The following is a 20,525-nucleotide window of genomic DNA, read 5'->3' on the forward strand; positions in this document are numbered from 1 at the left end:
TCCCGCTACCAACTGCGCCTGGCCGCCCGGGCCCGGGAGATGGTCGACCAGGGCACCGCCCTGGAGGCCGCCTGCCGCATCATCATCTTGGAAGACCAGCTCGAGGAAGCCCTTCGACAGAACGAGAAGCAGCAGGGGACGCGGCGACAGCGCTGACCGACCCGCTCTCGGGTGAGGCCGTCGGGCGTGCCGCTGGTGTCGGTGAGCCGGCGGGCGGACCCGTCGTCCCCGCCTCGCCCCTGGCGGCCGTACCCCCGTATGTGGCGCCTCTCGGCATCCCGGCCGGCCGGCAGTCCGAGGCGCCGCCATCGGGCGCCCGGCAACCGCACCTGGAAACGGCTGATCGGCGGCGTGCAGCCCACCACCAAGGCCAGCCGCGGAACGGACGACGACGGTACGGGGTGAAACGCCGCTCATGCCGGCGGCGTCGGAATCGATCACCACTGCGAGGGTGACGCCGTTGCGCCACGCGGTCGCCGCGGCGGTCATGGTCACGCCCAGCGGTGCCGATGTGATGGGTACGTCTCGACCAGGTCGAACCAGCCACGGCGGGCGTTGCCGTACGCGGCCAAGGCCAGGCTGGCGAGCACCACCGCCATACCGCCGCTGGAGCCGCGCCCGACGGTCCTCGGTCGTGGAGTCCGCTCCAGCAGCGTGAGCCCGGTGGGATCAGTCGCGCTGCTCCGGGTCGCGGCCCGCCGTCGGCCGGACCTGCTCCACCGCGAACGGATGACGCAGTCGCCGCATGGCCTCCTCGCTGCCGTCGAAAGTCACGCCCGGACCGTCGAGCCGTTCGGCGGTCGTCGTGGGGAGAAACAACGCCGGTTGATCACTGTCGTTCGATGCCATGCGGGAGTCCCGTCTTTCAGCAGAGGAGCACATCAGGCCATCGGCATTTCTTGCCGCGCAGCCTGGTGACAAACCCAGCGCTCACACTGGCGCCCGGTCAAGGAGTCTCGGTCGCTGGCGAGCGCCCGGCGACACCGACACACCGACCATACCCGGCGTCGCCGTTCGTCATACGCCGCGGCGGGCCACCCGCCCCCGTGCACACCCCGCCCCCCGGCGGGACGGCCGGCGCTGCGGCGATCACTCTGCCATGTTCACTCAACAATCGCGGCGGTTCGGGCTCGGGTCATCCGGGCACCGTACCGCCGCCGGTCGATGCAGCTCAGGCCTCAGCGGGCGGCTGTGGGAGCCAAGCCGACGTCGAGGAGGCCGAAGCCATCGCCCGACAAGACCTTCGCCGACCCGCCCCGCGCGGGGAAGCACACCACGCCCGGCACGGCGTGGCCGACGCGCGCTTCGCTGTGCGATACCGTCACGTCGGAACGAACCAGACCGCGACGTCCGGCGGCAGCAGGAGCGTTCCATCGGCTGGCTGGACCGGTACGCTCGCCAGCAGCACCCGGCCGACGCCGGTCAGCGGTGCCGTCCGGTCGCTGGTGTTAAGGGCGCAGCCGAACTCGTCGCCGCGCTGGAACGCCACCATGTCCGGCGCGGCGTCCCACCACGTCAGCTCGTGGGCGGCGATATCCCTGGCCAGCTCCCGGCGCATCCGAATCGCCGCTCGGTAGAGCGACAGGGTGGAGGCCAGATTGACCGTCTGCCGCTGCACGCTCCAGGTCCCCCAGCCGTCGGGCTGCGGCAGCCACGGCGGGGCGGCGCCCTCTGGCGAGAAGCCGTTCGTGTCGCCGTCCACTGCCCATGGTATCGGTACCCGGGAGCCGTCCCGCCCGCGCACGGTCCGCCCTGAGCGTTCCCAGATCGGGTCGCGCAGAGCCTCGTCGGGGAGGTCCACCTGGGGCAGCCCCAGTTCCTCCCCCTGGTAGATGTAGGCGGCACCGGGCAGTGCGAGCATCAGCAGGGCGGCGGCCCGGGCCCGGCGCAGCCCCCGTTCTCCCCCGCCGTAGCGGGTGACGGTCCTGGTCGCGTCGTGACTGTTCAACACCCAGGCCGGCCGGGCGCCGACCCGGCGGTACGCCTCGAGCGTCCGCCCGATGGTGTTTTGCAGCGTCGGGGCGGACCAGTCGCACTCCAGCAGTTCGAAGGTGAATGCCTGGTGCAGCTCGTCCGGGCGGACGTACCGGGCGTGCCGGTCGGCGTCGAAGAGGCACACCTCTCCGATCAGCGCCCGCTCCCCCGGCACCGCGTCGACCATGGTCCGCCACTGCCGGTACAGCTCGTGCACGGGCGTCTGGTCGAAGAAGGGCATCAGGTGGTTGCGACGGAAGTCGGTGTGCTGTCCGGGGCCGGCGTCGACCAGGTCGGGATGCTTGAACAGGGCGTGCGCCATGTCGATGCGCAGCCCGTCCACACCCCGGTCGAGCCACCATCGGATGATCTTACGGAACTCCGCCGGCACCTCCGGGTTGTCCCAGTTCAGGTCGGGCTGCTCGGGGCTGAACAGGTGCAGGTACCACTCGTCGGGCCCGCCGTGCGGGCTCGGCACCCGCCGCCAGGCGCTCCCGCCGAACGCCGACCGCCAGTCGTTGGGTGGCCGGTCCGGGTCGTGGTCATCGACGGGGCGGAACACGTACCGGCGGCGGGCAGCGCTGCCCGGTGGTGCGACGAGCGCCGCCCGGAACCAGGGGTGCCGGTCCGAGGTGTGGTTGGGCACCAGGTCGCAGACGACCCGCAGGCCGAGCTTGTGCGCCTCGGCGATGAGCGCGTCGAAGTCGGCGAGGGTGCCGAAGGCCGGGTCGACGTTGCGATGATCGGCGACATCGTATCCGCCGTCGGCCATCGGTGACGGGTAGAACGGGGTCAGCCAGACGGCGTCCACGCCGAGGGAGGCCAGGTGGGGCAGGCGGGCGGTGACCCCGGGAAGGTCACCGATCCCGTCCCCGTCGGAGTCGGCGAAGCTGCGGACGTACACCTGGTAGCAGACCCCGCCGCGCCACCACGGCTCCCCCGGCGCCGACTCGGTCACCGGCGGACCAGGGTGAAGCCGCCGGGTAGCACGGTCACGCGCAGCGTGGCCGTGGTGCCGGTGCGCCGTGAGCGGAGCACGCCCGCCGCGTCGTACGCCTCGACGGTGGCCGCTCCGGTGCCGCCAGGGGTGACCTCCGCCGTCCGGGCGGTCCGGGCGGCGCTGCGCAACAGCGTTGTGCTCTGCCCGTCGCCGGCCAGGGTGAGCCGGGAGACCAGCGGCTCCAGCACGACCGCGTCAATGGTTGCCGGCTCCCCGGCCGTCGCCTCGGCGGTCAGTTCGGAGGCGTGGGCGGCGAGTTCGCGGGGCAGGGTGACCGGGAGCAGCGCGCCCGGCGCCGGAGAGTTGCCCTGGGCGCCGACCCGGGCGTGGTCGACCTCGCCGAGCGGTCCGGCGTCGCTGTGCCAGACGGTCCGGGCGGGCACGCCGGGGCGCAGGTTCACCACGGGCAGCACCAGCCGGGGCTGGTCGGCCGGCGGGAGCTGCCAGCGCAACCCGGCCCCGGCGGGCAGGTCGACGTACGCTCCGCTGATCAGCGACTCTCCGGTCCACGCGGACGGTGGGGTGACCACGGTCGCGGCGCCCGAGCGGGTGGCGTCCTCGGCTTCCAGCGTGACCGCGCCGACCCGTTCGACGATCTCCGCCCGGCGGACGAGTGCGGCCAGTTCCGGCCGGGCGTCCAGGGCGAGCATGCTGAGCAGCGTGTGGATGGTGGACTCGGCACCGGAGTTCCGGTTGACCTGCCCGTCGCCGTTGATGCCGTCGATGGCGCGGCCGGTGTCCGGGTCGTAGCCGGGCGTCCCGGCGGGGTTCGCGCCGAAGTACCAGGCGGCGGTGACCGCGGCGAGCTGCGCGAATCCGGAACGTCCGCTGGCCTCGGCGACGGCGAGCAGCGACTGCACGCGGGAGTCGACGCCATAGGCGATCTGGGTCCGGTCGGTCCGGGTGGGCAGCCGGCCGTTGTCCGGGCCGCCGGAGGTGAGTAGCCAGGGGGTGAAGACGGCCGAGTCGGTGACGGCCGGTCCGAGCAGGGTCCGGTCGCCGAGTGCCTGCGCGGCCCGGGCGAGCGCGGCCGGCATCTGGGCACCCCAGCCGTGCCAGACCGAGCGGGACAGCGCCCAGGGGCGGACCGCGCCGAACGGCCATTCCCGCACGTCGCCGTCGGCGAGGGCGGCGATGCCCCGGGCGAGTTGTCGCAGCGCCCGGCGGGCGGTGGTGCCGCCGCCGGCCTCGACGTAGGCGGCCAGCCCGAGGACGGCTTCGGCGGTGGCGTCCGCGCCGTCCACGATCAGCCAGGCTGGGGTGCGTTCCCCGTCGATGATCTGCCACCGGTTGTCGTGGACGAGAACCTGCCGCTGCACGGCGGCGATCGCCAGGTCGAGGCGGTCGCGCAGGAAGCCGGCGAAGTCCGGGTCGGTGTCGCGGAACGCGGCGTACCCTTCGCCGAGCGCCCAGATGGTCCGGGCCAGCCAGTACGAGGCGTCGCTGTCGGACGGGTCGGGCAGTTCCTTTGGCTCGGCGCTCGGGTTGAGCGTGCCGTCCGGCTGCATCCAGAGCACCACGTTGCCGGCGTGCGGACCGTCGGCGGTCTGCAGGTAGGTCAGGCCGCGCAGGAGTTGGTAGGCGGCGTCCCGGCTGGTGGTGGCCTCGGTCTGCCGCCAGTGTCGCAGGTAGACCACCGCGGCCCGGGAGATGTCGTCGGCGTTGTAGGCGCCCTGCCCCCAGGTGTCGGTCTCCAGGTCGTAGGTGCCGCCGCCGACGCGGCGGAACTGGCCGTCCGGCCCGGGTTCGGCGTAGGTCCAGAGCACTCCGATCCCGGGAGTGTCGGCGAGCCGGTAGGTGGTGTGTCCCTGCTGATCTGGCGGCGTGACGTCCTGCCTGAGGAAGTCCAGGTGGGCGAGGTTGGTCAGTGGCCCGTTCTTCGCCGCCGTGCTCTGCGCGGCACCGGCGGCGGGGGCGGCGCCGGCCGGGCTGGGGGTCAACAGCAGCGGGGTGGTGAGGGCGAGGCCGCTCAGCAGCAGCGATCGGCGTTTCACGGGGGTCTCCTCGGTCAGGACGGGTGAACGGTGGTGGGGGAAGCCGTGAGTTCCGGTAGGCGTCCGAGGTGGACGGTGTGTTCCTCGCGGGCGGCACGGCGGGCCGCGGCGGCGACGGTCACCGCCGTCGCACCCTCGGTGACTCCGGCGGCGGGCCGGTGGCCGGTACGGACGCAGCGCACCAGGTCGTGCATGGCGGCGCGCACGCTCTCGGCGTAGACGTACGGTTTGGCGGCCTCGCCGCCGAGGTCGACGGTGATCCGGCAGTGGTGCGGCAGCCAGCGCTCGTGGCCGCGGTCCCGGGCGTGTGCCGGGCCGGCGTGCCGGCGCACCGCCACCTCGACGGCGGCCCGGTCAGCCAACCGGTGCCCGTCGACGGCGAGCAGTTCCCCAGCCCGCGCCGGCAGGGTCTCGACGAGCGCGGCTCCGGCGTCGTCGGTCCAGAGGTCGACGGTGGCGTGCACGGGAATCCAGCCGGCCACCCGGGCCTCGGCGGTACCGAAGTCGATCCGCAGCAGTTGCCGCTCACAGCGGTGGGCGTGGCTGAAGCCGTGCGCGAAGGTCGCCACCGCGCCGTCTGGGTACCGGGTGGTGGCGACCGCCAGGTCGACCAGGTCGCTGCCGGGGCGGTGACCGAGCATGCCCTGCACGGACTGAGGGATCGAGCCGACCAGGGCGTCGGCCGCGTCGAAGAAGTGCACGCCGTGCTCGACGAAGATTCCGCCGCTGACCCGCTCGTCCCAGAACCAGTGCTCCGGGCCGAGGTCCTCGTCGCTGGCGTCGTTGTCGAAAGGCGAGCCGCCGGACCGGACCGAGCAGCGGGTCGGCCGGCGCACCGGGCGGCGCGCCGAATCGTGGGTCACGTAGTCGGGCCAGCGCCCGGAGCACGGGGTTGTAGCGCAGCACGTGATCGACCACCAGGACGCGACCGGTGGCGGCGACCGCGTCCCGGATGGCGATCGCGTCGTCCTCGTCGGTGGCCAGAGGCTTTTCGCAGAAGACATGCCGGCTGGCGCGCAGCGCCGCGAGGGTGGTCTCCGCGTGGCCGGCCGGCGGGGTGGCCACCACCACGACGTCCACGTCGTCGGCCGTGACCAGCGCCTGCCAGTCCGGCACCGCCCGGGCGGCCAGCGTCCCGGCCAGCCGCCCGGCCCGGTCGGTGTCCGGGTCGGCGACCACGGTCACCGTCACGTCCGGCAGGTCACGCAGGGCGCCGGTGAGGAAGGTGGCGAAGCCGCCGGCCCCGACGACGCCGAGGCGCAGCGCGGCCGGGCCCGTCACGGCACCCGCCCCGCCGCGGCAGCCGGCCCGGTCGTGGGCATCGGCCCGGTCACCAGGGCCGGCCGCGCCGTCGGACGCGGCTCACCGGACACGGTCCAGCCGGGCAACGCCGATCTTGGCGTCGGCCATCCCGTAGAAGACGTACCGGACCCCGTCGACCTCCTCGATCGCGGTCGGGAAGACCACGTTGGGCACGGTGCCGGAACGCTCGTCCTCGGTCTCGGGCACCAGGATCGGCTCCGCGGTGCGGGCCAGCACCCGCCCCGGGTCGGACGGGTCGAGCAGCATCGCTCCGGCCGCGTACTCGACCTTCTGGGTGCTGGGGTCGAAGGTGTCGGGGATGTGGCCGGTCACCCCGTGGTGGATGAGCAGCCAGCCCTCCTCCACTCGAACCGGTGGCGGGCCGGCGCCGATCTTCAACTCCTCGTAGGGGAACTCGGACAGGGCGACGCACCGGTGGTCGCGGAGCCGGACCAAGGCGCTGATGTCGGAGTGCACCTCCTCGGCGGGGACGTAGGAGATCCAGATGCCGGGCCGCTCGTCGGTGATCCCGGCCGGCAGGTGCACCCCCTCACCGGGGCGGAACCAGCCCAGGTCCCACATCGGACGGTGCAGCATCGCGTAGCAGGGGCGGCCGTCCGGGCCGGGCACCGGCTCGGGGAAGAAGACTGCGTCCTTGTTCGGGAAGAGGTTCAGGTCGGTGTCCAGATCCGGCTGGTACGCGAACTGCACCGGACCGAGCCGGCGCCAGGTGCGCAGGTCGGTGGAGACGGCCAGGGCCAGACGCGGGCCGAGCGGCCCGTAGGCGACGTACGTCATCAGGTGCGCGCCCAGGCCGGGCACCCAGGTGGTGCGCGGATCCTCGACCCCGGCGTTGTTCAGCCCACGCTCCCACCCCTCGTCGGGGGCGAGGACGACGCCGCGCCGGATCACCCCGGCCGGCACCCCGTCGCGGAACTCGACCTCGGCGAGCCCGACCCGGGAGACGTTCCCCTCGGCGACCAGCCGGGGCAGCAGGTGCAGCTTGCCGTCGGGGGTACGCCCGCTGGCCGGGTTGAGCACCCCCTCGACCTCCAGCGGCTCCCCCGCTTCGGGCGCCATGACCACGCCGAGTCGGGTGAGGGTGTACGAGACGACGGTGGAAACAGTCAACGGTTCAACCCTTTACGCCAGATCCGATGTTGGTGGAGGTGAAGTGCCGCTGGAAGGCGACGAAGAGCGCCACGGCCGGGGCGGCGAGGACGCAGGCGCCGGCGAGGATCGCGCCGTACGGGTTGGCGGCCCGCGCGGCGACGTTGCTCAGGTAGTTGGCGAGCGAGACCGCCAGCGGCTGCATGTCGGTCTGCTTGGTGATCAGGAACGGCCAGAGGAACTCGTTCCACGGGCCGATGAAGGTCAGCAGCACCACGGTGAGCAGTGCCGGACGGACCAGGGGCAGCGCGACCGACCAGAGGATGCGTAGTTCACTCGCGCCGTCCACCCGGGCGGCGGCGAAGAGGTCGGCCGGCAGTTGCAGGAAGAACTGCCGGAAGACGAAGACGGCCGTGGTGTTGATCGCGAACGGCAGGATCATGCCGAGGTAGGAGTCGGCCAGCCCGTACCCGCGCACGATCAGCACGTAGAGCGGGATCAGCAGGAGCTGGAACGGCACCACCTGCACCAGCAGGACCAGGCCGAAGAGCACGCCCCTACCTCGGAAGCTGAGCTGCGCCAGCGCGTAGCCGGCGAGGACGCCGAAGACGACCGTGCCGAGGATGACCCCGCCGGTGAAGATCCCGGAGTTGACCAGAGACCGCAGCAGGTTGATCTCGGCGTCGATCTCGCGGTAGTTGTCCAGGGTGAGGCCGCCGGTAGGGAATGCCCCGGCCGGGGAGGTGTCCGGTTCGGCCTGCAACGACCCGATGAGCATGTAGTAGAACGGGAAGAGGAAGGCGAGCGCGAAGGGGACCAGCGCCGCGGTGCGCAGCACCCGCCGCATGGTGCCGGCGCGACGCCGGGCCACAGCCGCCATGCCGGGTGCGGCTGCGGTTTCGGGTGCGCCGAGGGTGCCGGTCGACATGTCAGCTCCTCTCCAGCAGTCGACGGTTGATCATCGAGACGGTGACGACGCCGACGACGAGCAGCACGCCGATCGCCGCCGCCACGTCCGGGGCGCCCTGCTCGATGCCGCGCTGGTACATCAGCAGCACCGGAGAGGTGGAGGCGCCGTTCGGGCCGCCGCCTCCGGTGAGCAGGTAAGGCTCGGTGAACAGGTTCGCGCCGGTGATGGTCGCCAGGATCACCACCAGGGTGGTGGCCGGGCGGACCGCCGGTACGGTCACCGAGCGGAACCGCTGCCAGGCGGTCGCCCCGTCCACCGCTGCCGACTCGTACAGCTCCTTCGGGACGTTCTGCAACGCGGCGAGGTAGAGCAGGATGAAGAAGCCGAGCTGCTTCCAGGCCACGAAGACCGCGATGAGCGGCATCGCGAGCGTCTCGTTGACCAGCCAGGACGGGTCCGGGGCGAGCGGGCCGAGGACCGTGTTGACCAGGCCGTCCGAACTGAACAGGAACAGCCACACCCCGACCACGGCGACACTGGCGGTCACGTACGGCACGTAGTAGGCGACCCGCAGGAAGGTGATCCCCCGGATGGCCCGGTTGAGCGCCACGGCGAGGGTGAGCGCCAGCACCGCGGTGAGCGGCACGTTGATCAGCAGGAAGACCAGGATGTTGCCGAACGCCTCCCGGACCCCCGGGTCGCCGACCACCGCCCGGTAGTTCTCCAGACCGACGAAGGGGCGCTCGACCTGCGCTCCCGGCGCGGCGAAGAAGTAGTCGTGGAAGCTCATCCAGACGGCGAACCCGAACGGGTACGCGAAGACCAGCACGATGAACGCGGCGTAGGGCGCGATCAGGGCCAGCCCGACCGGGTGACGGCCGAGCAGGGCCGTCACCGGTCCGCGGCCGGGGTGCCGGTTCGTACCCCGGGTGAGGCGGGCGGTCATCGCTGGCCGGCGAGCCCGTCGACCTTCTGCGCGGCGTCGCCGAACGCGTCGGCCACCGGCCGCTTGCCGAAGATCACCGACTCGGAGTACGCGTCGCGGAACGTCTGCCAGATGGTGATGGAGTTCGGCACGTTCGGGATTTCGACGGTGCGTGCGGCCTGGTCGGCGAAGTCGCGGTAGGCGGGCTTCTGGGTGAAGAAGTCCGCGTAGGTGGCGCTCAGGTTGGCCCGCAGCGGCATCTGGCCGGTCGCCGTCAGCAGCGCGCCGTCCTGCTCCTGGTTGGTGGCGAACTTCAGCACCTCCCAGGCGGTGCCCCGGTTCTGGCAGGAGGAGTACATGGCGACGTTCTTGGCGTCGCTGAAGGTCTTCGTCTCGGCGGCGGGCTTGCCAGCGGAGGTGGGGACCGACTTCAGACCCCAGTTGATTTTGTCGCCATAGACGGCGACGGCCCACGGGCCGACGATCGCCATGGCGGCCTTGCCCTCGCCGAAGGCGTCACCGTTGTACTGCTCCTTCGGGGCCAGACCCTCGGCGTAGAGGGTCTTCCAGAAGTCGGCGACCCGCTGCCCCTCGGCCGAGTTGAACTGCGCCTTGCCGCCCTCGACGAGCTGCTTGCCGCCGGTCTCGGCGATGAACAGCGGGTAGAAGTCGAACCAGGACTGGAAGAACTGGCTGGTCGGCGAGGGGTAGATGGCCGCCTGCGCGGCACCGGAGGACTTGATCTTCCGACTCGTGTCGAGGAACTCCGCGTACGTCCCGAGCGGCGGGTTCTCCGGGTCGACACCGGCCTTCTGCATGACCGCCTTGTTGTAGACGATCATGACCGGGTTTGCCTTCCAGGGCATCTGGTAGTACTTGCCGTCCGGCGACTTGTACTGCTCGGCGGCCGAACCGGTCCGCTGTTCGATGTAGCCCTTAGCGCCCTCGAAGTCGTCCAGCGCGACCAGCCCGCCCTGCTTCTGGAACTGCGGCACGGCGGCCGGCGCGGTGTTGAAGATCAGGCAGGGGGCGTTCCCGGCGGTGATCGCGGCGCCGATGACCTCTTCGGAGGACTTGCCGGCCGGGATCTCCTGGGCCGTGATCTTCTGGTCGGCGTGCTGGCTGTTCCACGCCTCGACCATCGCGTTGCCCCAGGCCAGCTCCTCCTTGTTGTTCGACAGCCAGATGGTGATCGGCCCCTTGGCCGAGGAGTTGGCCCCAGCGTCGGAGCCGCCGTCACCGCAGGCTGCGGTGAGGCCGAGGGAGAGGACGAGCAATGCGGCGGGGACGGTTCGCCTCATGGTGGGTCTCCGATCTCGACTGCCGTTACGACCAGCCGGCCGGCCGGCTGGTCACGGCGATTGGTGTGGTGGGGGTGGTGGGGCGGTGGAGGCGCGGACGACGAGCTGCGCGGGCGGCATCTCGACGTCCGCGCCACCGCCGCCGTCGATGAGGTCGAGCAGGGTACGGGCGGCGACGCCGCCCCACCCGGACGGATCGGTCCGGACGCTGGTCAGCGCCGGGCTGATGTGGGCGGCCAGTTCGGTGTCGTCGAAGCCGGTGACCGACAGCCGCCCCGGGACGTCGACGCCACGCTCCCGGGCCACGGCCATGCCGGCCATCGCCATCGAGTCGTTGGCGTAGATGATCGCGGTCGGCGGGTCGGCCAGATCGAGCAATTGGTGGGTGGCCTGGGCCCCGCCGGCGGCCGAGAAGTCGGCGGGCACGCAGGGCCCGGGCGGCAATCCGGCGGCCCGCAGCGCGTTCTCCCAGGCGTTGCGCCGGGCCGTCCCGTGCAGGAAGTGGTCCGGGCCGGCGACGTGCGCGACGTGCCGGTGCCCCAGCTCCACCAGATGGTGTACCGCGGCGGTGATCCCCAGTCGGTCGTCGACGAGCACCGCCGGGAACGGGCTGGCCACGTCGGGACGGCCGAGGGTGACGGCCGGTAGCCGCAGCTCCTCCAGCAGGGCGATCCGAGGATCGGCGATCCGCAGGTCAAGGAGGAAGACCCCGTCCACCCGCCCGTCGGCGGCCAGCCGCCGGTAACCGTCCTCCTCCGCCCGCTGGCTGGTGACGACCTGCAGGACCAGCGCCTGGTTCCGCTCAGCGAGGACCCGTTCCACGCCGGCGATGAACGCAGGGAAGAAAGGGTCGGCGCCCAGCAGCTCCGGCGGGCGGGCAAGGACCAGACCAACGGCGAACGCCCGAGAGGTGGACAGGGCCCGGGCACGCTGGCTCGGGGTCCAGCCCAGCGCCTTCGCCGTCGCAAGGATCCGCTGGCGGGTCTCCTCGGCCACCCCGGGCCGGCCGTTGAGGGCGAAGGAAACCGCTCCCTTGGAGACTCCGGCGGCACGGGCGACGTCGGTGATCGTCGGTCGACCTTGTCTGACCAACCGTCGGCCTCCTTCCCCCATACCTACAGGTCGCGGAGTGGATCACCGGCTACTAAACCGGTTTGGAGGATGCTAGACCGGTTTAGCAAACAGATCAATGGCTCGCTCCGATCACAATCAGTGACTGGCGTCGACCCCGAGCGGACCGGACTGCCCGATCAGGAGGCTGGAGGCGTGGCTGGTATCGACTGTCCACCCGTAGCCGCCTGCACCCATCACGATGCCGCCCTACACGCGTGACGCCGAACGCGTTCCTCAAACCCCCAGCTCGGCTCGCCTGGCCCCGGCGGGGCACCGCTCGCCCAGTTCATCGATACCTGCACCAAGCTGAGCAACGACCCTGACCCGGCGACCAGAGCCGGAGCCACCGAACTACTGAAGCCAGCCAGCCGATGGAGTAACGGCGAAGACAGCCCGACCAAGCCGACCTAACCCTGAAGACAATGATCGTCTAGCCGGAGGTTGAACCGCCCTGGGTTCTGTAGAGGCTCAGTTCATTGGGTGGCGGCCTCGGTCAGAAGGCTGGATTGAGCGTAGTGGGCGGCCTCGGCTTCGGTGGGCGTGCGCATGGCGATCTCGCCGTGTAGCCGGCGCTGGTTCCACCAGTCGATGTACTCGAACAGTGCGTATTCGAGCTGTTCGATCGTGCGCCAGGGTCCGCGTCGGTGGATCAGCTCGGCTTTGATCTGGCCGATGGTGGACTCGGCTAGGGCGTTGTCGTAGCTGTCGCCGACGGAGCCGACGGAGGGCAGGGCGCCGACTCCGGCGAGGGTGTCGGTGTAGCGGATCGCGGTGTACTGGGTGCCGGCGTCGCTGTGGTGGATCAGCCCGTCGAGGCGTTCGTTGCGCGCCCAGATCGCCATCTCGAGGGCCTCGAGGGGTAGATCGGTGCGTAGGTGTGTGGTCAGCGACCACCCGACCAGACGCCGGGAGTACACATCGATGACCAGGGCGAGGTAGGCGAAGCCGACCCAGGTGCGAATGTAGGTCAGATCGCACACCCACAACTGGTTCGGCCGCCCGGCATGGAACTGCCGTTTGACCAGGTCCGCCGGGCGGACCGCGGCGGTGTCGGCGATAGTGGTGCGTTTCGGTTTGCCGCGCCGCACGCCCTGCAGGCCGAGCTGGCGCATCAACCGGGCGAGATGGTCGCGGCCGATCTCCAGGCCGGCGCGGTGCAGCGCGGTGTTCATCTTGCGCACCCCGTAGACGCCGTAGTTGTCCTGGTGGACCTGCCGGATCTGCTCGCTCAGGGCCCGCGTCAGCGACCGCCCGCGCCGAGGGTGGGCGGGTCTTGGCGGCGTAGTAGCAGGACACGGACAGGAACCCGGCATCGGTGCCGCGCAGGACTCCGATGATCGGCTCGACCCCGAAACGATCCTTGTGCTCGTCGACGAAGCGGATCATCTCGGTCCGGGGCGGTCGAGCTCCGCGGCGAAAAACGCGCTCGCCGCCTTCAGAATCTCATTCGCCCGCCGCAGCTCGGCGTTCTCCCGCCGCAGCCGCTTGAGCTCCGCCGACTCCTCCGACGTGGCGCCCGGCCGTCGGCCGTCGTCGACCTCGGCCTGCCGGATCCACTTGCGCAGCGTCTCGCTGCTGACCGCTAGCTTGTGCGCCACCGACGTGATCGCCGCCCACTCGGTGTCGTGCTCCGGCCGTGCCTCGCCTACCAGGCGCATCGCCCGGGCCCGGAAGTCAGCTGAGTACCTGCTCGGTCGTGCCATGACTCCATCTCCTCACGGAATGGAGCCTCCACCAAACCCAGGGCGGTTCAGGAAGGCAAACGCGACCTCGCGAGCCTCTTCATCGGTCATGCTCGTGACCCTAACGCTGGTACGACATGCAGGACCGAGCCAACGCGCTGTCATCGGCACGTCCGGACGGCAACCAGGCCAGCTCGGCGTGACGCTGCGTAGCGCGCGGATCGCGGCTACTTGTTAGATCAGTGCACTGGATCATGAGGATGCCGATTATGGCGAGTTCGGCGGCTTGGCCTTCTGCGGGTAGATCGTCTCGTGACGGGCCAGCATGGAAACGAACTCGCCGATCTTCCGCTCGCGGGTCTGCGCCCGTTTGACGGCATTGAGGCGGTGGATGAGGGCGAACCGGTTGGTTCTGGTGAGGACGTCGAACATGGCCTGGGCGGCGGGGTCGGCGGCGATGGCGGCGAGTAGGTCGGCCGGCACCTCGGCTTCTGACGGCGGGGCGTAGGCGGTCGCCCACCGCCCGTCCGCCTTCGCGGCTTCCACCGCGGCGCGGCCTGGGGGCATCATTCGCCCCTGCGCCTCCAGCCGGGCCACGTGGGCGACATTGCGTTGTGACCAGGAGCTGCGGGGCCTGCGAGGGGTGAACCGGATCCAGGAGGTCTCCAGATCGCGTTTACGGGCCTGCCCGTCGATCCAGCCGAAGCACAGTGCCTCGTCGACCGCCTGCTGCCAGGTCAGCGTGGTGGCTGTGCCGCCTTTTTTGGTCAGAGCGAGCCAGACGCCGGGCGACGTGGCGTGGTTGGCCGACAACCAAGCGCGCAGCGCCTCGGCGTCCGCGACGATCAACTCATCCAGTTCGGCGCTCGCCATGACGGCAGGCTAACCCGACTCGCCGGGCTGCCGGCGCGCCGGTCGCTCGGCGGACCGTCGGGGCAGGATCTCGATGCTCAGGACGATCTTGGCGTAGACGACGGTCTCAGCCCGAACCCAGCGGCAGGGCTGCGGAGGGTGCTGAGGCCTCAGGACCGGCAGGCGGGGCGTCATCGCCAGCAAGGACGAAGGGCCGCAGTTCGACGCGCTTCTACTGTTCTGAGGGCAACCGGTGGCGCAGTATCGCCGCACCGTGCGATGCCGAGACCGGTTACAGGCACTGGTTGACGAAACTGGCTCCCGCCCCGTCCGCTCTACCTCGATCTCAAGAACAGCCGCGATCGAGCGTTACCGGCAGCAGATCCGGACGTGCCGAGTTACTCGTAGGCAATGCCGGCTAGGTTGCGTCGCAAAATCCGGGCTCGTGGCCGTAGTGAGCGGATGAAGAGGGTTTGGGTCAGCCTGGGGCGAGGAGGCAGAACTCGTTGCCTTCCGGGTCGGCGAGGACCGTCCACGGGACATCGCTCTGGCCTAGGTCGATGGCGGTGGCGCCGAGAGTCCGCAGTCTGGCCGCCTCGGCCTCCAGGTCGTCACCTGGGTATGGGCGGAGGTCGAGATGGACGCGGTTCCACACGGTCTTCACGTCGGGTGTGCGGAGGAACTGCAGATATGGGCCGACGCCCTTGGCGGAGCGCAGTACCGCGTTGTGGTCGGTCACCTTGTGCAGGGTCCAGTCCATGGCCTTGCCCCAGAAGCGGGCCATGGCTCGCGGATCCGCGCAGTCGACCACTACCGTGGCGATCGGTCCGGTGTCTCGGATCGGGTCGTGCCAGTCCAGCACACAGAACTCGTTGCCCTCTGGGTCGGCCATGACCGTCCATGGGACGTCGCCCTGGCCTACGTCGGCGGGTGTTGCGCCGAGATCCTTCAGGCGCGTGACCACCTCCGCCTGATGGGCCGCCGAGGTGGTGGCGAGGTCGACGTGCACGCGGTTCTTCACCGTCTTGGGTTCCGGGGAGGCGATGAGGTCGAGGCAGACGGCGACGGGGTCGGGGTAGACGAAGCCCTCGGGTTCGAGGTTGGTCACGCCGGGTCCCTCGCTGGAGACTCCCCAGCCGAGCGCCTCCGCCCAGAAACCGCCCAGCGCGGAGTCGTCCCGAGCCTTCATGTTGATTTGAACAAGCCGCGTTGCCATGCCGACGATGCTAGCGGCAGTCGCACATCAAGATCAGCCGTACTGATCTCGGCAGTTGAGGACGCCGCTCGGTTGACCGGTGAGAGCCAACAGATGCTGATGCCTTCGGAGCTGCCGAAGAGGTCACCGAGCACGAAGCGCTGGTCAGTGACTTGCCCGTGAGATCGGCGTTCCAGTCAATAGGACAGATCGAGACGCCCGGACGGCGGGTGCAGAGATGCAGGCCGATTACAGAGGCACCATATACGGGAGGCTGTGGCGGCCGGCCGAGCCGACACCCGAAACCACGCCTTGCGTCGCAGGCAGATGACCACTTCGGTCGTCTCTGGGAGGTCACGCCAGCTCGCTCACGTACCTCGTCGCAGGTCACGGCCTCAGTCTCCGTCCGAGACGAGTGAGCACTTCGGATGCGGTGACCACTTCGCCAAGCTGCACCCAATCTGCACCCACGTGCAAGGCATGAGCACTCGTAAGGTCCTTACCGCCTTGACCTGCGGATACTCCCCTGCCAGGCGACATAGAGTGCCGTTGACTGCTGTTCACTGCCGTTGAGTGCAGTTGTGTGAAGCAGGACGCTGCACCGCCTCTGACCTGCGAAGACGCAACACCGCAGGTCGGAGCGTATGCCGTTGGGCGCCGTTCGGTGCCGTCGAATGCAGTTCAACTCCGTTCAGTGCACCCGACTGCTCCCAACCCGCTCCCCCGATCCCCGCCCCACATGGACCCACACGGTCATCCAGGACAGTCTGCGTAACGCAGGGCCGTCCGTCCGGCGGCACGAAGCGAGCGATCCGATAGTAGGTAAGTGACGAGCGCGGTCGCGGACGCCGGGCTCTGTCAGCGGCAGAAGAGGACACGTCGTTGATCCGCCGAGCTGGGCTTGCGACCGTCCCGCTCGCGTGAGCCTGGGTGTGTCGCTTCGCCTGCGCTTGGGCTGCTCTAGGTGGTCATGTCCAGCTTCACGCTGGCCGAGCCCGAACCGTTTTGGGTACCGGCAGGCTGAGCGACAGCCGTGCCCACATCCGTGCGGTGCCCGTGCGACCGGTCGCCCTGGCCGGCGGTGGGCCAGGGCGACCGGTCTTGCCGGGGCGGGCGTCGGCCTGCGATCAGGCGACGAGGACGACCTTGCCGCCGGCGTGGCCGCTGTCGCTGAGCCGGTGCGCCTCGGCGGCCTGAGACAACGGGTAGATCGCCGCGACGGTCGTGCTCACCTCGCGTCGGACCAGTTGGTCGGCGAAGGCGGCGAGATCGCTGGCGGAGCGCTGGTCCGGGCCGGTGGCGAAGGCGACGCCGAGGCGGTGTGCGTCGGGGTCGGCGAGGGTGATGATGCGGTCGGTGCCGCGGCGTAGCTCGATCGAGTCGGGCAGGGCGCCCTTGCCGGCGGTGTCGAGTACCGCGTCGATGCCGTTGGGGGCGAGGGCGCGTACCCGGTCGACCAGGCCGGGGCCGTAGACGGTCGGGATGACGCCGAGCGCGCGTACGCGATCCTGGTTCTTCTCGCTGGCGGTGCCGATCACCGTGGCTCCGCGGGAGACGGCGATCTGCACGGCGACCTGGCCCACGGCACCGCTCGCGCCATGCACGAGCAGGGTCTCCCCGGACGTGACCTTGAGCTGGTTGAAGACGCGGTTGGTGGTCTCGACCGCTACCGGCAGGGTCACCGCCGCCGGGAAATCCAGGCCGTCGGGGAGCCGGGCGTACGTGGCGGTGAGGGCGTACTCGGCGTACGAGCCAGTCGGCGCGTCAGCCCAGCCGAAGACGCGGTCGCCGACAGCGACGTCGGTCACCCCGTCGCCGAGCGCGTCCACCACCCCGGCGAGCTCGATGCCGAGTACGGCGGGCAGCGGGGTCGGGAAGAGCGCCTCCATCGCGCCACTGCGAATCTTGCCGTCGAGGGGATTGACCCCGGCGGCGCGGACCTGGACCCGAACCTGGCCCGGCCCTGGCGCCGGTAGCGGCACCTCGGCGACGTGCAGCACCTCGGGGCCGCCGAACGTGTTGACTGTGATGGCCTTCATCGCTGTCTCCTTATTCCTCGATGAGCGTGGGGTAGTCGGTGTAGCCGCGGTGGTCGCCGCCGTAGGCCTTGCTGTAGTCGGGGACGTTGAGGGGGCGGCCGGAGCGCAGCCGGTCGGGCAGGTCCGGGTTGGCCAGGAAGAGGGCGCCGAAGGAGACCAGGTCGGCGGCGCCGGTCTCGACGAGCTTGAGCGCCTCCGGCCCGGTGTACGCGCCGGGGGTGTATGGGTTGAGGATCAGCGGGCCGTTCCATCGCTCGCGCAGGTGGCCGGTGAACTCCGTGTCCGGACCCTCGGCGACGTGCAGGTAGGCGAGGCCGAGCGGGTCGAGCGCGTCGAGCAGAGCCAGGTAGGTCTCCCGGTGCCCCTCCTCGACGATGTCGTTGTAGGGATTGGCGGGGGAAATGCGTAGCCCGACCCGGTCGGCGCCGATCGCGTCGGCGACGGCCCGGGCGACCTCGACGGTGAGCCGGATGCGTCCGGCGACGCTGCCGCCCCACTCGTCGTCGCGCTGGTTGGTGTTGGTGGAGAGGAACTGGTGCAGCAGGTACCCGTTGGCTCCGTGCATTTCCACCCCGTCGAAGCCGGCGGCGATGGCGTTGCGGGCCGCCGACGCGAACTCGTCGATGGTCTGCGCGACGCCGGCGCGGTCCAGCGGCCGCGGGGTGACGAACTCCTTCAAGCCGTCTCGGGTGAACACCATGCCGGCCGCCTTCACCGGCGACGGGCCGACCGGCGTCAGCTCCCCCTCGTAGACGCTGGGGTGGCCGATCCGGCCGGTGTGCATGAGCTGCGCGAAGATCAGCCCGCCCCGATCGTGCACCGCCGTGGTCACCGGCCGCCACGCCGCGACCTGCTCGGCGGTGTGCAGCCCCGGGGTGTCCGGGTAGCCCTGCCCGACCGCCGACGGCTGGATGCCCTCGCTGATGATCAGCCCCGCGCCGGCGCGCTGGGCGTAGTAGGTCGCCATCATCTCGGTCGGGCTGGCCCCCGGCCCGTACGCCCGACTGCGGGTCATCGGTGCCATCACCACCCGGCTGCCGGCCGTGTGGCGGCCGATGGTGACTGGCTCGAATGCTCTGGACATGTCTCAACTCCCGTCGACGCCAGATTAGCTGTCCTAGACAGGTAAATGTTCCCGAGCTCGCAGATATTTCTGCAACAGCAGGTGACCGCTGCCACATCTGACCTGAACAGCTAATCTGATGCGCATGAGCGCAGAGGACGTGCCGATCGAGCGGCGGCCCGACGCCGCGGCGGGCGGGCCGATCAGCCACGCGATTTTCCGGCTGGCCCGCACCCACCGGATGCTCGCCGGCCAACTGCTCCGCGAGGTCGGGCTCCACCCCGGCCAGGAACTGCTGATGATGCGACTGTGGGAGTCAGGACCGCAGCGTCAGACCGACCTCGCCGACGAGTTCGACACCGACTCGGCCAGCATGACCCGGACCGTGCAGCGCCTCGAACGGGCCGGCTACGTACGCCGCGTCCCCGACCCCGACGACCGCCGCGCCACCCGCGTCGAGCCCACCCCGGCCAGCCTCGTCCTCCGCAAGCAGGTCGAACGCATCTGGAAAGACCTCGAACGCCGTACGGTCGGCGAGATGACCCCGGACGAACAACGCGAGGCGCTCCGCATCGTGCACCAACTGGAAGACAACCTCACAGCGCACGAGCCGGACCCCGAGCGCAGCGTCAGCCGTTAGCCAACTCGCGCTGCTCCGGGCACACGCGCCTGTGGCGTTTCGACAGTCGGCGCTCACGGTCGCACGTCGACACCTGGGCCGCCAACGCCCACGACGACCGCAATACCCTCAACTCGGCATGGCCGCGCACGGTCGGCGGCAGAAGAGTGCCTCACGAGCGGGTAGCCGATACCGTCTCGACCAATGGATGACTACTGGCGCGAGCAGGATCGTCACGCGCCATTGACCGGCGCGCAGGCTGCTGACGTCGTTCGGAGACGAATCGACCACGGAATGCTCGAAACGTGGTTCGAGCACGACCGAGGACGACTGCTCGCTGTCGTTAGCAACGGCACCCGCGCCTTGATCATGCTGCTCGAGGAACCGGGCGACCCCGGCGAGCACGCCATCGACCCGACCGGAACCGGCCAGCAGGGCGGGTTCGTCCTCAGCAACGGGCAGCACGACGCATACAGCGACGGCGACACCGTCCCGCTTGTGCATGCGCTCGCGATCCTGGAACACATCGTCGATCACGGTCACCCGCCGGCCAGCGTCGGCTGGCACGTCGACCGGTAGCTACCAGCCGTTCGCCCGGTCGGCGGCATGTGCGGATACTCGACGGGCTCCGATCAGATGCCGATGCCCGCTTCGAAGCCTTACCCGAGCTCCACGTGCCGACGAAGGTTTCGCAGATGCATCCGCCAACCCTCACGGTTGGCTGCCGCTCGTTCAGCGCCGTTGGCAAGACGCTCCCAGCCTGTTTCGCTGACACGCACCCGGGTGCCAGGGTTCTCCGGCTCCAGGCGAATCTCAACGTGCGTCGGCGGCTGGCCCGCCTCTGCCCACGTCCAACGCAGGAGTTCATCCGTAACGACGTGTAGGACGACACCGTGGGCGAGCTGAGGGGTTCCGTCGGTGCCGGCCCATTGCTCCTCAAGCCGGCCCCCAACCGTCGGCTCCAAATCGAGGTACGACCACCATCCAGCACGGTCGTTGGCGTCCACGATCGCAGCCCAGACCCGTTCCTGCGGTGCGGCGACGATGATCACCTCGTCCACGAGAATCTCGTCGTTGTGATCCATCGCAGAATGGTAAGAGGCCGTCGCGTCTTCTGCCGCGGTGCCCGGCACATCGACCGAACGACCCCCGGAACCTACACCGGCCGGCGCCCTAATCTCGGCACGACCGTGCATAGTGCCACCGCTGTTCCATTACGCACCGTGACGCCCGGTCGGCGGCAGATCCGGATACCCCGTTTGTGTTGATCGGCTCAAACGTCAGCGTTTCGATGCGTGGGTGGGGGCTCGGTCGTTGGAGCAGGTGAAGTCGCTGTCCCCAGACAACATCGGTGCTCGCCGTAGATTAGTACTCCAGCCGGGGATTGTGATCACGGTTCGATGAGGGCTTGTCGGGCGTAGTGGCTGGTCATGGCTCGGGCTTGGT

General features: G+C 70.3%; 16 protein-coding genes, 3 pseudogenes and 1 other annotated feature. Of the genes and pseudogenes, 3 read left to right on the forward strand and 16 right to left on the reverse strand.

All coding sequences use genetic code 11. From position 1 onward, the window contains the following. A pseudogene (locus tag ACTMS0_RS28640) lies at nt 1-156 on the forward strand (MerR family DNA-binding transcriptional regulator); the annotation flags it as partial. Between the two features lie 513 nt (nt 157-669). Here ACTMS0_RS28640 and ACTMS0_RS28645 read toward each other — a convergent pair. The 15 genes and pseudogenes from ACTMS0_RS28645 to ACTMS0_RS28715 form a co-directional block, all read right to left on the reverse strand. After that, entirely contained in the window at nt 670-849 is a 180-nt protein-coding gene (locus tag ACTMS0_RS28645) for a hypothetical protein (RefSeq protein WP_441158392.1), read from the reverse strand. Nucleotides 850-1,321: 472 nt separating this feature from the next. Continuing rightward, on the reverse strand, nt 1,322-2,932 hold the full coding sequence (locus ACTMS0_RS28650; protein ID WP_441158393.1) for a glycoside hydrolase family 13 protein: 1,611 nt from the start codon (nt 2,930-2,932) through the stop codon (nt 1,322-1,324). Further along, complete coding sequence (locus ACTMS0_RS28655) at nt 2,929-4,968, reverse strand: hypothetical protein (RefSeq protein WP_441158394.1); 2,040 nt, start codon at nt 4,966-4,968, stop codon at nt 2,929-2,931. Before ACTMS0_RS28655 ends, ACTMS0_RS28650 begins: the two co-directional genes overlap by 4 nt. Before the next feature lie 14 nt (nt 4,969-4,982). Then, nucleotides 4,983-5,831: a Gfo/Idh/MocA family protein gene (locus tag ACTMS0_RS28660; protein ID WP_441158395.1), complete on the reverse strand. Its 849-nt coding sequence runs from the start codon at nt 5,829-5,831 to the stop codon at nt 4,983-4,985. 55 nt (nt 5,832-5,886) lie between these two features. Then, nucleotides 5,887-6,249, reverse strand: a pseudogene (locus ACTMS0_RS28665) (Gfo/Idh/MocA family protein); the annotation flags it as partial. Between the two features lie 81 nt (nt 6,250-6,330). Continuing rightward, nucleotides 6,331-7,401, reverse strand: coding sequence for a glycoside hydrolase family 130 protein (locus ACTMS0_RS28670; protein ID WP_441158396.1), 1,071 nt, complete (start codon nt 7,399-7,401; stop codon nt 6,331-6,333). A gap of 4 nt (nt 7,402-7,405) precedes the next feature. Then, on the reverse strand, nt 7,406-8,308 hold the full coding sequence (locus ACTMS0_RS28675) for a carbohydrate ABC transporter permease (RefSeq protein ID WP_441158397.1): 903 nt from the start codon (nt 8,306-8,308) through the stop codon (nt 7,406-7,408). Between the two features lies 1 nt (nt 8,309). Continuing rightward, nucleotides 8,310-9,236 carry a carbohydrate ABC transporter permease gene (locus ACTMS0_RS28680; protein ID WP_441158398.1) on the reverse strand — a complete coding sequence of 309 codons (927 nt, stop codon included), beginning with the start codon at nt 9,234-9,236 and terminating at the stop codon, nt 8,310-8,312. Beyond that, nucleotides 9,233-10,516 carry an extracellular solute-binding protein gene (locus ACTMS0_RS28685; RefSeq protein ID WP_441158399.1) on the reverse strand — a complete coding sequence of 428 codons (1,284 nt, stop codon included), beginning with the start codon at nt 10,514-10,516 and terminating at the stop codon, nt 9,233-9,235. Before ACTMS0_RS28685 ends, ACTMS0_RS28680 begins: the two co-directional genes overlap by 4 nt. A 51-nt stretch (nt 10,517-10,567) precedes the next feature. Then, nucleotides 10,568-11,608, reverse strand: coding sequence for a LacI family DNA-binding transcriptional regulator (locus ACTMS0_RS28690; RefSeq protein ID WP_441158400.1), 1,041 nt, complete (start codon nt 11,606-11,608; stop codon nt 10,568-10,570). 494 nt (nt 11,609-12,102) lie between these two features. Further along, nucleotides 12,103-13,332 (reverse strand): annotated as a pseudogene (locus ACTMS0_RS28695) (IS3 family transposase). Further along, nucleotides 12,943-13,054 (reverse strand) — a sequence feature (AL1L pseudoknot). Its footprint overlaps the pseudogene before it by 112 nt. Nucleotides 13,333-13,578: 246 nt before the next feature. Further along, nucleotides 13,579-14,184, reverse strand: a complete 606-nt coding sequence (locus tag ACTMS0_RS28700; protein WP_441158401.1) for a YdeI/OmpD-associated family protein — start codon at nt 14,182-14,184, stop codon at nt 13,579-13,581. Between the two features lie 457 nt (nt 14,185-14,641). After that, nucleotides 14,642-15,379, reverse strand: coding sequence for a VOC family protein (locus ACTMS0_RS28705; RefSeq protein ID WP_441158402.1), 738 nt, complete (start codon nt 15,377-15,379; stop codon nt 14,642-14,644). 1,106 nt (nt 15,380-16,485) lie between these two features. Further along, the gene (locus ACTMS0_RS28710; protein ID WP_441158403.1) at nt 16,486-17,397 is read right to left on the reverse strand and encodes an NADP-dependent oxidoreductase; all 912 of its coding nucleotides are present in this window, start codon (nt 17,395-17,397) and stop codon (nt 16,486-16,488) included. Between the two features lie 10 nt (nt 17,398-17,407). Further along, on the reverse strand, nt 17,408-18,481 hold the full coding sequence (locus ACTMS0_RS28715) for an alkene reductase (protein WP_441158404.1): 1,074 nt from the start codon (nt 18,479-18,481) through the stop codon (nt 17,408-17,410). A 124-nt stretch (nt 18,482-18,605) separates the two neighbouring features. Between ACTMS0_RS28715 and ACTMS0_RS28720 the strand changes: the two genes are divergently transcribed. Both ACTMS0_RS28720 and ACTMS0_RS28725 read left to right on the forward strand, forming a co-directional pair. Then, nucleotides 18,606-19,100 (forward strand): MarR family winged helix-turn-helix transcriptional regulator, encoded by a 495-nt coding sequence (locus ACTMS0_RS28720; protein WP_441158405.1) that lies wholly within the window; start codon nt 18,606-18,608, stop codon nt 19,098-19,100. A 183-nt stretch (nt 19,101-19,283) separates the two neighbouring features. Continuing rightward, nucleotides 19,284-19,658, forward strand: coding sequence for a hypothetical protein (locus ACTMS0_RS28725; RefSeq protein ID WP_441158406.1), 375 nt, complete (start codon nt 19,284-19,286; stop codon nt 19,656-19,658). An 80-nt stretch (nt 19,659-19,738) separates the two neighbouring features. Here ACTMS0_RS28725 and ACTMS0_RS28730 read toward each other — a convergent pair whose 3' ends face one another. After that, nucleotides 19,739-20,164: an SRPBCC family protein gene (locus tag ACTMS0_RS28730; protein WP_441158407.1), complete on the reverse strand. Its 426-nt coding sequence runs from the start codon at nt 20,162-20,164 to the stop codon at nt 19,739-19,741. Between the last annotated feature and the right edge of the window lie 361 nt (nt 20,165-20,525).

Origin of the sequence: Micromonospora sp. H33, from assembly GCF_052068455.1 — a bacterium.
In the GTDB taxonomy this organism is placed as follows: domain Bacteria; phylum Actinomycetota; class Actinomycetes; order Mycobacteriales; family Micromonosporaceae; genus Micromonospora.